This window comes from Acinetobacter sp. Colony158 (assembly GCF_019264745.1).
GTDB classification, from domain to species: Bacteria; Pseudomonadota; Gammaproteobacteria; order Pseudomonadales; family Moraxellaceae; genus Acinetobacter; species Acinetobacter ursingii.
The window spans coordinates 2,548,906-2,562,553 of sequence record NZ_CP078523.1; the positions used below are offsets into that span (position 1 = coordinate 2,548,906).

Annotated in this window: 11 protein-coding genes; 8 read left to right on the top strand and 3 right to left on the bottom strand. The window is 40.6% G+C overall.

Annotated elements, in window-relative coordinates:
* The first annotated feature begins 5 nt into the window (after window positions 1–5).
* Window positions 6–1,100: a fatty acid desaturase family protein gene (locus JR005_RS10300; RefSeq protein ID WP_119686629.1), complete on the top strand. Its 1,095-nt coding sequence runs from the start codon at window positions 6–8 to the stop codon at window positions 1,098–1,100.
* A 64-nt stretch (window positions 1,101–1,164) separates the two neighbouring features.
* Here JR005_RS10300 and JR005_RS10305 read toward each other — a convergent pair whose 3' ends face one another.
* Window positions 1,165–1,869 carry an SIMPL domain-containing protein gene (locus JR005_RS10305; protein ID WP_004996945.1) on the bottom strand — a complete coding sequence of 235 codons (705 nt, stop codon included), beginning with the start codon at window positions 1,867–1,869 and terminating at the stop codon, window positions 1,165–1,167.
* 474 nt (window positions 1,870–2,343) lie between these two features.
* On the opposite strand from JR005_RS10305, the gene JR005_RS10310 reads away from it, so the two are divergent.
* The 7 genes from JR005_RS10310 to sohB all read left to right on the top strand — a co-directional run bounded on the left by JR005_RS10310 (window position 2,344) and on the right by sohB (window position 11,498).
* Window positions 2,344–3,714 carry a diaminobutyrate--2-oxoglutarate transaminase gene (locus tag JR005_RS10310; RefSeq protein WP_004988376.1) on the top strand — a complete coding sequence of 457 codons (1,371 nt, stop codon included), beginning with the start codon at window positions 2,344–2,346 and terminating at the stop codon, window positions 3,712–3,714.
* Between the two features lie 4 nt (window positions 3,715–3,718).
* On the top strand, window positions 3,719–5,251 hold the full coding sequence (locus JR005_RS10315; protein ID WP_126624498.1) for a pyridoxal phosphate-dependent decarboxylase family protein: 1,533 nt from the start codon (window positions 3,719–3,721) through the stop codon (window positions 5,249–5,251).
* Window positions 5,252–5,540: 289 nt separating this feature from the next.
* Window positions 5,541–6,572: a substrate-binding domain-containing protein gene (locus tag JR005_RS10320; RefSeq protein ID WP_218665000.1), complete on the top strand. Its 1,032-nt coding sequence runs from the start codon at window positions 5,541–5,543 to the stop codon at window positions 6,570–6,572.
* Window positions 6,573–6,686: 114 nt separating this feature from the next.
* Complete coding sequence (gene pstC / locus JR005_RS10325) at window positions 6,687–8,066, top strand: phosphate ABC transporter permease subunit PstC (protein WP_151726193.1); 1,380 nt, start codon at window positions 6,687–6,689, stop codon at window positions 8,064–8,066.
* Window positions 8,063–9,460, top strand: a complete 1,398-nt coding sequence (gene pstA / locus JR005_RS10330; RefSeq protein WP_218665001.1) for a phosphate ABC transporter permease PstA — start codon at window positions 8,063–8,065, stop codon at window positions 9,458–9,460. Before pstC ends, pstA begins: the two co-directional genes overlap by 4 nt.
* Window positions 9,461–9,471: 11 nt before the next feature.
* Window positions 9,472–10,386, top strand: coding sequence for a phosphate ABC transporter ATP-binding protein PstB (gene pstB / locus JR005_RS10335; RefSeq protein WP_370684998.1), 915 nt, complete (start codon window positions 9,472–9,474; stop codon window positions 10,384–10,386).
* Window positions 10,387–10,535: 149 nt separating this feature from the next.
* Complete coding sequence (gene sohB, locus JR005_RS10340) at window positions 10,536–11,498, top strand: protease SohB (RefSeq protein ID WP_126624494.1); 963 nt, start codon at window positions 10,536–10,538, stop codon at window positions 11,496–11,498.
* A gap of 30 nt (window positions 11,499–11,528) precedes the next feature.
* Here the strand turns inward: sohB and JR005_RS10345 are convergent, their stop codons facing one another.
* Together JR005_RS10345 and purB are read right to left on the bottom strand one after the other, a co-directional pair.
* Entirely contained in the window at window positions 11,529–12,161 is a 633-nt protein-coding gene (locus tag JR005_RS10345; RefSeq protein WP_004988360.1) for a DUF2238 domain-containing protein, read from the bottom strand.
* Between the two features lie 85 nt (window positions 12,162–12,246).
* Window positions 12,247–13,635: an adenylosuccinate lyase gene (gene purB, locus JR005_RS10350; RefSeq protein ID WP_004988359.1), complete on the bottom strand. Its 1,389-nt coding sequence runs from the start codon at window positions 13,633–13,635 to the stop codon at window positions 12,247–12,249.
* Window positions 13,636–13,648 lie beyond the last annotated feature (13 nt).

Sequence of the window (13,648 nt, forward strand, 5' to 3'; positions counted from 1 at the left end):
CTCCCATGAATATGCCTGTCAAAGTTGAATATTTTAAAAATCCAAAAAATAGAGAATTAACCCAAGCTGAGTTAGATCAATTTGCTCAAGAGTTGGATCAAATCAAGCAAGAAGTCTTGGATGATATTGGTGAAAAAGATGCTGCCTACATTCGCCGTGTCTATAGTGCAATTCGTTATACCAGCGTTTTAGGACGTGCTTGTTTATTTGCAGGCTGGTTCCCGCCAGCATGGGTTTTGGGAACTGGTCTATTGGGTGTTTCCAAAATTCTGGAAAATATGGAAATGGGTCACAATGTGATGCATGGACAATACGACTGGATGAATGATCCCAAATTTAATGGACAAACTTATGAATGGGATACCGTAGGAACAGCAGATAACTGGCGTCAAACCCATAATTTTAAACATCATACCTATACCAATATTAAAGGTATGGATGATGATATTGGCTATGGTTTATTACGATTATTCCCAGAACAACGTTGGAAACCAGGATTCTTGTTGCAACCTATCTATAGCATTCCATTTTGTTTGCTATTCCAATGGGGTGTCGCGATTCAAAATCTGGAAATTGGAAAACTGATCTATAAGCGCAGAACATGGAAACAGTTTATGGCAGATTGGAAACCTGCACAGAAAAAAATGGGCAAGTTGTTATTTAAAGACTATGTCTTTTTTCCATTGATTGCAGGGCCTGCGGCTTTGCCTGTATTTACAGGTAATCTTGTCGCAAATGGGATTCGCAATATCTGGACATTTAGTATTATTTTTTGTGGACACTTTACTAAAGACGTTGAGGTTTTTCCAAAAACAGTTTTACAAAATGAAAGCCGTGGACATTGGTATATGCGTCAAATTCGTGGTTCTTCAAACCTGACAGGTTCAGAAGTTTTTCATATTTTGACGGGACATTTGAGTCACCAAATTGAACATCATTTATTTCCAGATGTACCTGCACGTCGTTATCGAAAAATGGCACCCAAAGTTGAAGCGGTGTGTAAAAAATATGGTATTAACTACAACAATGCCAGTTTGGTTAAGCAGTATGGGCAAGTCATAGGTCGTATTTTGAAATATGCATTTCCGTTTAAGAAATAGTATTTGCGTCATTATGATTAAAAATAGAGAGTCTAATGCTCTCTATTTTTTCGTAATTAGGTAATTATTTAAACTGAATCGTACCATTCGCACTGACTGTAATTTTAGATTCACCTGCTGCAACATCCTGTGCAGGGGCAGCTTCAGCCGTAGCGAATTTTGCCATACTGGCGCGCATCATGATGGGCTGTGGGAAATAATTATTGGTATTTAAATTGAGATTAACCAGATTATAGCTACTTTTATTCCATGCCTGTGTAATCACTAGCGCACGTTGCTGGAAGTTTTTGGATGCTTCCACCATGAGCTCATTTTCAACTTTTTTACGTTGTTCATCCGAGACTGTGAAATTGATCGATTGGGTCTGGAAGTTTTGTTGTAATTCACTGATCAACTGACTTGCAGCTTTAAAGTCTTTACTTTCCAGACGGATTTCAGCACGTCCACGCCATTCCTTAAACTTACTGCTGTCATTGTCATAAACTGGATAAGTGCTTTGCGCGCCTGTTTCTACTTTAACCTGTGGATATTTACGCGAGACTGCCATCGCTTCATTCATCAGTTGATTAATTTGTGTAGCCAATGCAGCAGGTTGTTTATTACTTTTTTCAATATAAAGTGTGGCATGCATTTCATCATTGGACACCTGACGGGATGCTTCTGCCTGAACGTTCACGACATTATAGTTAAGCGACTCATTTTCTGCTGCAAATACAGCAGGACTCATGCTCGCAGAAAGTAATACACTGCCTAATAATAAATGGCGCATAACATCTCCTTAGAATATAAAATAAAAAATTGTTTTTATCTCGATCTATCTTAATGATCAGTGATGTAGAACTTAAACATCTTTTGTGGAGAGTTTGTAATAATTTAGATGTAATTAGAATCTACATATTGACAGCTAAACTATTAAAAATCATATGCTTAATTATTCTTGATGATAAAATAAATGTTAAATTTATCAAAAGCAAAATAGTAGATAAAAAAAGCGTATTTTCTTTCGCTTGTCACATAGTATGATTATAAATTGTTCAAGGAGTTAGGCATTTATTTTTTTTGATCTATCTGCATGAAATTATAGACCAAAAGGTCTTTATTTTTATACAAAAAAGGGTATCATCGCCCTCCTAGTGATAAGAAAGCAAATGTTGCCTAACTAGAATCCTACAAGCACCGAGTCAAAGGACCGCAAGTCACCAGACTTATTTCTTTCAACCCATATCAGAGATGGTAATTCGATATGAGCGTTAATTCTGTAAATCCTGCCACCCATTCAACTAACGAATACTACTTGACTCGCCAAAGTCAGATGGAATCGAATGTTCGTAGTTATCCGCGTAAATTACCGTTAGCCATTGCCAAAGCGCAAGGCTGTTGGGTTACAGATGTCGAAGGTACTCAATACCTTGACTGTCTAGCGGGGGCAGGGACATTGGCTTTAGGCCACAATCATCCTGCGGTGATTCAAAGTATTCAAGACACTTTAGCAAGCGGTCTGCCTTTACATACTTTAGATTTAACAACTCCTTTGAAAGATGCATTTACTGAAGCATTACTCTCTTACTTGCCTGGCGGTCAGGAAGAATATTGCTTACAGTTCTGTGGTCCATCTGGTGCAGATGCGACCGAGGCAGCGATTAAACTTGCCAAAACTTATACTGGGCGTAGCTCAGTGATTAGTTTCTCTGGCGGTTATCATGGTATGACGCATGGTTCTCTTGCAATGACAGGGAATCTCAGTGCTAAAAATGCCGTGAATAATTTAATGCCGGGCGTACAGTTTATGCCATATCCGCATGAGTACCGTTGTCCATTAGGACTTGGCGGTGAAGCGGGTGTTGATGCATTAACTTATTATTTTGAAAATTTAATTGAAGATGTTGAAAGCGGTGTCACCAAGCCTGCTGCCGTGATTCTTGAAGCAATTCAAGGTGAAGGCGGTGTCGTGACTGCGCCAGTGAAATGGTTGCAAAAAATCCGTGAAGTGACTGAAAAGCACAATATCGTTTTAATTCTGGACGAAGTTCAGGCTGGTTTTGCACGTTCAGGCAAAATGTTTGCTTTTGAACATGCAGGTATTGAGCCTGATGTTGTTGTCATGTCAAAAGCTGTGGGTGGTGGTTTACCGCTTGCAGTATTGGGTATTAAACGTAAGTTTGATGCATGGCAACCTGCGGGTCATACCGGTACTTTCCGTGGTAACCAATTGGCAATGGGTACAGGTTTAGTGGTGTTAAATACCATTAAAGAACAAAACCTAGCCAAAAATGCACAAGAGCGTGGTGATTACCTGCAAGCTGAATTGAAAAAATTGGCTCAGGAATTTCCATGTATCGGTAACGTGCGTGGTCGCGGCCTGATGATTGGTGTCGAAATCGTAGATGAACGTAAACCAGTAGATCGTATTGGTTCACGTCCAGCTGATGCACAATTGGCTGCTGCCATTCAAACCGCTTGTTTCAACAATAAACTATTGCTTGAAAAAGGTGGTCGTAACGGTACCGTGATTCGTTTACTTTGCCCACTGATCATCTCTCAGGATGAATGTGTTGAAGTGCTTGCGCGTTTCAAAAAAGCAATGGGTGAAGCACTTAAAGCAGTTCGAGGCTAATCGCATGGTTGATTTTGCAGAACATCGTAAAGCGTTACTCTGCAATGATGCTGGTTCTATTGCTGACTATCAGTCAGCAATGGATGAGGCGGTGAAAGCCGTTGCTGCATGGTTGCAAAATGACAAAATGTATACAGGTGGGAGCATTAAGGAGTTGCGTTCAGCGATTTCTTTTAATCCTTCAAAAGAAGGGATGGGCTTACACCAGTCTTTAAGTCGTATGGTTGAGTTATTTCTCAACAAAAGCTTAAAGGTACATCATCCATATTCTCTCGCACATTTGCATTGTCCAACGATGGTGACTAGCCAGATCGCGGAAGTGCTGATCAATGCGACTAACCAGTCGATGGATTCGTGGGATCAAAGCCCTGCGGGTTCTTTGATGGAAGTGCAATTGATTGACTGGTTACGTCAAAAGGTTGGTTACGGGTCTGGCCAAGCAGGCGTGTTTACCTCAGGTGGTACGCAGTCAAATCTGATGGGTGTCCTACTGGCGCGTGACTGGTGTATTTCCAAGAATTGGAAAAATGAAAACGGTCAACCGTGGTCAGTTCAACGTGATGGCATTCCTGCGGAAGCCATGAAAAACGTTAAAGTGATTTGTTCTGAAAATGCACATTTCTCTGTGCAAAAGAACATGGCGATGATGGGCATGGGCTTTCAGTCGGTAGTGACCGTTCCTGTGAATGATAATGCCCAAATGGATGTGGATGCGCTTGAAAAAACCATGGCGCATTTACAAGCGGAAGGCAAAATCGTGGCATGTGTGGTGGCTACTGCGGGTACAACCGATGCAGGGGCGATTGATCCACTCAAGAAAATCCGTGAAATCACCCATAAATATGGTGCATGGATGCATATTGATGCCGCTTGGGGCGGTGCATTGATTTTATCAAATGCACATCGTGATATGCTAGATGGTATTGAACTCTCCGATTCGATCACTTTAGACTTCCATAAGCATTATTTCCAAAGCATTAGCTGTGGTGCATTCTTATTGAAGGATGAAGCGAATTATCGCTTTATGCATTATGAAGCAGAATATTTGAACTCTGCTTACGATGAAGAACATGGTGTACCAAATCTGGTCTCTAAATCATTGCAAACCACTCGACGTTTTGATGCCTTAAAGCTCTGGATGACAGTGGAAGCATTGGGTGAAGAACTGTATGGTTCCATGATTGATCATGGTGTGACGCTTACTCGTGAAGTTGCTGATTATATTAAAGCAACAGATGGGCTTGAGCTTCTGGTTGAACCACAATTTGCTTCAGTATTGTTCCGTGTTGTGCCTCAAGATTATCCTGCTGAATTTATCGATAGTCTGAATCAAAATGTTGCAGATGAATTGTTTGCGCGTGGCGATGCCAATATTGGTGTGACTAAAGTTGGGCAAGTCCAGTCTTTAAAAATGACGACACTTAGCCCAGTGGCAACACTGGATAATGTGAAAAGCTTATTGGCACTGGTGCTTGCTGAAAGTGATCGTATTAAAGATGACATCGTTGTAGGAACTTATACACCTGCAATTGATTAAGTCTTATGATTATGAAAAGGTCACTTCGGTGGCCTTTTTTATGACAGAATAATGAAATATTACATTTTAATGGATAAATAAAAATACAAAGCTTATATTGAAAATTGAAGTTACATATTGAAATTAAAAGAATTTTATAAAAATCAAAGTTTAGGGTCGAATTATCACAAAAGCGTCATCAAGTTGTCACCTAATTGTCATATTTTAAAATCAAAATGCATGTATCGAAAGTACACACACTCACTTACCCAGTGATGTACCCACTTAAGCTAAATAAAGAGAGAAGAGCATGCGCTTAAATCCACGTCAACTTGCCATTGCACTTGCAGTTTCTGGGGCCGCTATCGCGACAACTGCGAATGCAGCCCGTGATACGATTCAGATCGCTGGTTCATCCACTGTTTTACCTTATGCAAGTATTGTTGCAGAAGAGTTTGGTAATACTTTCCCACAGTTTAAAACTCCAGTAGTCGGTTCTGGTGGTACATCTGGTGGTTTAAAACAGTTCTGTCAAGGTGTTGGCGATAACACGATTGATATTGCAAACGCTTCACGTAAAATTAAAGATACAGAATTAGCTGCGTGTAAAAAAGCAGGCGTAAACCAAGTACAAGAAATCAAAATTGGTTATGACGGTATTGTATTTGCATCAAACTCAAACAAAGCGGCTTATAAATTAAAACCAGCCTTTGTTTTTGCTGCGCTTGCTGAAAAACTACCATCAAATGGTCAATTGGTCGCAAACCCATATACGCGTTGGAATCAGATTGATAAATCACTTCCAAACGAGCCAATTACACTGGTTATTCCAGCTTCTAACCACGGTACTCGTGAAGTATTCCAAGAAAAAATGGTAGAAGCGGGCTGTGAAGCTTACGATTACTTCAAAAAAATGGACAAAGAAGAACAGAAAAAAGCTTGTTCAGCATTTCGTAAGGATGGTCGTGTGATTGAAATCGCAGGCGACTATACTGAAACTCTGGCACGTTTAAAAACCTCTCCTAGCGCAGTTGGTGTATTTGGTTTAGGCTTCTATGACCAAAACCGTGACAAGCTTCGTGTTGCAACTGTAAACAATGTAGCGCCTTCTGAAAAAACGATTTTGAATGGTAGTTACCCTGTATCTCGTCCTTTATTCTTCTATGTGAAAGGCGAGCATGTGAAATCAATTAAAGGCTTACCGCAATATGTAGAATTCTTCCTGAACAAAAAGACTTCAGGTAAAGGTTCTAAACTTGAAAAAGCGGGCTTGATTTCAATGTCTGATTCAGAACGTGCAAAAGTACTGGCAGACTTTAAAGCAGGTAAATCTGTTAAATAATAGATTGAAAATGAGAGCTGATGTGGGTGTGATACCTTCATCAGCTTTTTGTCTAGCAAGATGTTTAACTGGGTTTTTTCAAAGAATGAAAATTGAGAAAACGGTGGAGATTACATGAATCTGCTATTGATTGGCGTGCTATTGGCACTCATTGCCATAGCTTATCAAATTGGGTTGAGCAAAAGTCGCAGCCTAGCAGGTAAGGGAAATAACTCTGCATTATTACATTCACGACCGGGCTATTATGGCGCATTGGTCGCGTTATGGTGTGGTATCCCTGCTTTTTTAATTTTGATTGTTTGGAATTTGGTCGAACCCAATATTTTAAAGCATGTCGTTTTGGATCAAGTTCCAGCCGCAACTTTGGCAGGAATGGATCAAACCAGCATTGAAGTATTGATGAATCGTGTTAAAGCAATTGCTTCTGGTTTCGGTGTTACCGATCAACCCGCTGCTTACGAACTTGCCGCCGCAGCGCAACTCGCTAAAGTACAGACCATTGGTTCCTATGCCAAACTTGCGGTAGTGCTTTGTGCTGCGATTGTTGGTTTATTGATTGCAAAAAAACGTGTTGCAGAGAATTTTAGAGCACGTAATAAAGTTGAAAAAATTATTAATATCACGCTTGCACTTTGCTCGGGCGTAGCGATTCTGACGACACTTGGCATTGTGATGTCAATGTTTAGTGAAGCCTTAAGATTTTTCTCTTTCGTGAGCCCACTCGACTTCTTCTTTGGTACTGAGTGGAATCCAGGTTTTAGTACATCAGGTAGTGCAGAAGGTAGTTACGGTCTATTACCGCTACTTTGGGGCACCCTCATGGTGAGTGGTATTGCCTTACTGGTTTCAGTGCCGATTGGTTTGATGATCGCAATTTATCTGGCTGAATACGCTTCTCCTACGTTGCGTTCATGGGCAAAACCAGCCATTGAAATTTTGGCGGGTATTCCAACCATTGTGTATGGTGTATTTGCCCTGATGATCATTGGCCCATTCTTTAAAATGGCGGGTGAATTGGTTGGCATTAATATCAATGCCACCAGTGCGCTCACCGCGGGTTTTGTGATGGGCATTATGATTATCCCATTCGTATCTTCACTTTCGGATGACATCATTACTCAGGTTCCACGTGCACTACGTGATGGTTCACTTGGACTTGGCGCGACTAAATCTGAAACGATTCGTCAGGTGGTGATTCCAGCAGCATTGCCCGGCATTATTGGTGCATTCTTATTGGCTGCTTCCCGCGCCATTGGTGAAACCATGATCGTGGTACTGGCAGCAGGGAATAGTCCTTTACTTCATGTCAATCCATTAGAAGCAGTGTCTACAGTGACAGTCACGATTGTCAACCAATTAACAGGTGATACAGATTTCGCAAGTCCTCAGGCGCTGGTTGCATTTGCTCTAGGTTTGACGCTGTTTGTAATCACTTTAGGTCTTAACATTGTTGCACTTTATATTGTGCGTAAATATCGCGAGCAATACGAATGAGTACATCAAATACTTCTACACCTTTGAATCAAAATAGTTTTGATCCACAAGTTGCAGCGGAATTACGCGAAAAACGTAAGAATACGATTCAAAAGTCTTTGGCAAAACGCCATCGCAAAGAAACGACATTTCGATTATTTGGTTTTTCTGCGGTTGTGATTGGCCTGTTATTTGTTGCCCTGTTATTTGGTAGTATCTTGGCAAAAGGTTTACCTGCTTTTTGGCAAACCAGTATGACGGTTCCTGTTTATTTCGATCCGACCCTCATTGATGCAGGCCCTAAACCTGTACAGGCGTCAGGGGAAACACCAGCCCATTTTCAGGAACGCTATATTGAGTGGCAAACCAAAATGGGTATGGTCGATTGGGATGCATTAATCGTAAATGGTTTGATTGCCAAAGATCCATCTTTAGCTTCAAAACGTGATGATTTAAGTAGTTTGTACACTAGCTCTGAATCTTATCGTTTACGTGATATGGTCTTTAAGGATCCATCACTGATTGGTAAGCGAGAAGATATCAAGTTCCTTGCAGATGCCAATGTCGATGTCTGGTTAACAGGTAAGATCGATCGTAGTCTGCCAGATGATCAACAACAATTGAGTCCAGAAGTACGTCAATTGGCCGATCAATTAGAAAAAAATGGCGTACTTACACATTCATTTAATACCAATATTTTCACCAATCCAGACTCTCGTAGTTCGCCTGCAACCAGTGGTTTAGCCGGTGCATTTATGGGCTCGCTGTTTATGATGTTGATTGTGATCTTTATTTCGATCCCAATTGGTGTTGCCAGTGCGGTATATCTGGAAGAGTTTGCAAAACAAAACGTGATTACCGATGTGATTGAAGTCAATATTAATAATCTGGCTGCAGTTCCATCGATTGTCTTTGGTTTGCTAGGCGCTGCGATCTTTATTAACTGGATGCATTTACCTTTATCTGCCCCATTGGTTGGTGGTCTGGTACTCAGCTTGATGACGCTTCCAACCGTTATTATTACGACGCGTGCTGCCCTGAAAGCTGTTCCACCATCGATTCGTCAAGCTGCGCTTGGTTTAGGAGCTTCTCGGGTGCAAGTGGTGTTCCATCATGTGTTGCCACTGGCATTGCCGGGTATTTTAACCGGTGCGATCATTGGTGTGGCTCAGGCTTTGGGTGAAACTGCGCCATTACTTTTAATTGGTATGAGTGCTTTCGTCGCAAGTATTCCTACCAGTCCACTGGATCAATCAACAGCCCTACCTGTTCAAATTTTCTTATGGCAGGGTAATGAATTACGTAACTTCTTTGAAGGACGTACCGCAGCAGCCATTATTGTGCTCTTGGCAATGATGATCGGTTTAAACAGCCTCGCAATTTGGTTACGTAAAAAATTCGAAGTGCGTTGGTAATAGAGGGTGAGATGATGAATACTATTGATACAACAAATGCCTTAGAAAAGGATAAAACAGTGAATTCTGATCAAAAGCAATTTACCAGTGCTGAAACGGAACCAAAACGTCAGACTTCATTTGTTTCACAGTTTGATACTCAGACGAGTCCAAAAAAAGAAACAAAGCAAAACGTCAAGCTCAGTGCTAATGATGTGCATGTCTATTATGGTGATAGCGAAGCGATTAAAGGCATTGATATCAGTATTTATGAAAATGAAGTGATTGCTTTTATCGGACCTTCTGGTTGTGGTAAATCAACTTTTCTGCGCACACTAAATCGCATGAATGATACGATTGATAGCTGTCGTGTGACGGGTAAGGTATTATTGGATAATCACGACATTTATGATCCAAACTTGGACGTAGTGTTACTACGTGCTCAAGTTGGTATGGTTTTCCAAAAACCAAACCCATTCCCAAAATCAATTTTTGACAACGTTGCTTATGGCCCGAAACTACATGGCTTGGCACGTGATAAATACGATCTTGAAGAGATTGTTGAAAATAGTTTGCGTAAAGCAGGTTTGTGGGATGAAGTCAAAGATCGTTTGAATCAGCCAGGAACAGGCTTATCAGGTGGTCAGCAGCAACGTTTGTGTATTGCACGTACCATTGCGGTTAGTCCAGAAGTGATCCTGATGGATGAACCATGTTCAGCACTTGATCCAATCGCAACGGCTAAAGTAGAAGAATTAATTTCTGAACTTTCTAATCAGTACACCATTGCAATTGTAACGCACTCGATGCAACAAGCAGCACGTGTTTCTGACCGTACCGCATACTTTCATTTGGGTGACTTGATTGAAGTGAACTCTACTGAAAAAGTCTTTACTCAACCTGATCATCAGTTGACGGAAGCGTATATTACAGGTCGTTTTGGTTAATTCTGTTCTATTAGAAAAAGCACCTTTGGGTGCTTTTTTTATTGAAAAAATGGCTGTATATCATCTTGTTTTCAAAAGTCATATTGAAATTTTCTGGTTTAGCCCTCATCTTTTGTTGATAAACAGGAACTGTAGAGAATAAACAGCTTATGCTATTTCATTTACCTAAATTACCCGCTGAACTCCATGTCAGCCATTTAAACGCGCGAGTGAATGAACAGCGTAAAAAAATAGCTCAAACCACTGCGTCAAAATTTGAGCTATTACAATTAACTCAACAACTGGCGAAAGAATCCAGATCGCGTAAGAAAAATAACCAAAAAGTCTTTGTACTCGATTTTAAAGGTGATATTCAGGCATCTGCTGTTGAACAACTACGTGAAGAAATTACACTGGTATTAGCAACCGCCAAAGCAGGAAAAGATCGTGTAGTGGTTCGTTTAGAAAGTCCAGGCGGCATGGTACACGGTTATGGCTTGGCAGCAGCACAATTGGTTCGTCTGCGTGATGCAGGGTTTCATGTCACCATCGTGGTCGATAAAGTGGCTGCAAGTGGTGGTTATATGATGGCCTGTATTGCGAGTGAAATTATTTCAGCGCCATTTGCGATTTTAGGCTCTATTGGTGTTGTGGCACAGGTTCCAAATTTTAATCGTTTGCTGAAACAGCATAATGTCGATTTTGAACTGTACACAGCGGGTGAATACAAACGTACCGTGACCATGTTTGGTGAAAATACGCCTGAAGGTAAAGCCAAATTTGAAGAAGAGTTGCAACAAACACATGCGCTATTTAAGCATTTTGTAGAAAAGTATCGTCCACAGCTGAATGTTGAGAAAGTCGCAACAGGAGAGCATTGGTACGGTCAAGATGCTTTGGATTTAAATCTGGTTGATAAATTACAAACGTCTGATGAATACATTTTGGGCTTATTGCCACAACATGATGTCTATGTCATTAGCACACGTAAGCGTCCAACCTTAGGTGAAAAGCTTGGACTGCAAGCTGCGCAATTGGCGGACCATTTGATTCCAACTGTAATGAATAAATTTGTGGAAAGTTTGAGTAAAGCGGATAGTAATTTGGTTCAGATGCGTGATCCTAAACTTTAATTTTTTTGCTGCATCTTTAAAAGCACTCGATTAAGAGTGCTTTTTACTGAATAGATATTGTCCCAAACCATAGATTATGGTTCCAATCGTTGCCATGAGCATATCTTTATGCGCATCCCACATATCACCTTGTTGTCCATTATATTTTTCAGCCGCTTCAGGCGACATGCCGATCGCGATGGCCCACTCTATGAGTTCATAGGCCATACTGGACGCCATGACAAATTGTAAGACGAGCAAAAATAAGGTACGGGGTTGGGCTGTTGGAAACCAAACTTGAAAACAACGATAAAAAAATGGATAGAGCAAAAAGCCATAGCTAAAATGTACCAAACGATCATACATGTTGCGCTGCCATCCAAAAAAATGATCTAAATCAAAATGGAAAATCGCTTTAATCCAGTCGTTATAAGGTACATAAGAATATAAATAATGAGCTGCCAGAATATGAATAAATAGAAAACCCAGATAGAAACTAAAACTTAGAAAATCTAAGCCAATTTTTTTAAAGCTAATCACCAATAAAATAAGCATCAAGACAGTCCCCACTTGATGCAATAAATATGATTCAACTTCTAGGGGATGAATGCTGGCAATCGCAATTTCAATAAAAATAAGCAGAAAGCCAAGCCAGTGTCTTAGGGTAAATTTTTTCTCAATCATATCGAATCATTCTTTTTTGTTTGTAATAGGCGATAAAAAACGGAACCATTTTACAATGATTCCGCTCTATTTTAACTGATATCGATTAAAGCTTATTGATTAAATCGTTGATTTGTTGAGCTTGTTCTGCTGCATTTCCCGTATAGGTTGCAGGAGTCAGTTCAGCAAGGCGAGCACGTTCATCAGCCGGAACTTGAGCAAGTTCCTCACCATTGACAAAGTTCACCATCATGTCACGGGTCATTGCTTGACCACGCGTGAGCGCTTTTAATTTTTCGTATGGTTTTTCAACATTGTAGCGACGCATCACCGTTTGAATCGGTTCAGCCAGAACTTCTTGAGCTTGGTTTAAATCTTCATTTAAGCGATTTGCATTTAACTCAAGTTTACCAATCCCTTTTAAGCAAGCATCAAAGGCAATCAAGCTTTGAGCAAAACCAACACCCATGTTACGAAGAACAGTAGAGTCGGTTAAATCACGCTGCCAACGCGAAACAGGGAGTTTCTCACCTAAATGACCGAGTACTGCATTGGCAATACCTAAGTTACCTTCAGAGTTTTCAAAATCAATTGGATTGACTTTATGTGGCATGGTTGAAGAACCCACTTCACCATCTTTTAATTTTTGCTTGAAATAGCCAAGAGAAATATAGCCCCAAACATCGCGGTTAAAATCGATCAAAATCGTATTATAACGACGTAGTGCATCAAATAATTCCGCCATATAGTCATGCGGCTCAATTTGCGTAGTGTATGGGTTAAATGCTAAACCTAGAGACTCAACAAATGCTTGTGCATGTGCCGCCCAGTCAATCTCTGGATAAGCTGACAAGTGCGCATTGTAATTGCCTACAGCGCCATTGATCTTGCCAAGTAATTCAACATTTTCGAACTGTTTGATTTGGCGAGCCAAACGATAGGCAACGTTCGCCATCTCTTTACCCAACGTAGTTGGACTTGCAGTTTGACCATGTGTGCGAGATAACATGGGTTGGTCAGCATGCGTCGTCGCCAAAGCTGCAATCGCATTCAAAATTTGTTTCATACTAGCGACTAAAACTTCACGACCATTTTTAAGCATTAAAGCATGAGACAAGTTGTTGATGTCTTCAGATGTACAGGCAAAGTGAATAAATTCACCTGCATCTTTTAATTCATCAATATTCGCAATTTTTTCTTTTAAAAAGTATTCAACTGCTTTTACATCGTGATTGGTAGTGCGTTCAATCTCTTTAATACGATTGGCATCATCTTCAGAGAAATTGCTTACAATGGCATCTAAAGCGGCATTGGTTTCACTTGAAAATGCTGCAACTTCAATGATTTCTGGATGGTTTGCAAGCGCTTGTAACCAACGCACTTCAACAGTCACACGAGCATGAATTAAACCAAACTCAGAAAGATAGGGACGTAAAGCATCACATTTGCTTGCATAACGTCCGTCAAGTGGCGAGAGTGCGGTGAGCGCGTTCATACAGGTTCCTTCA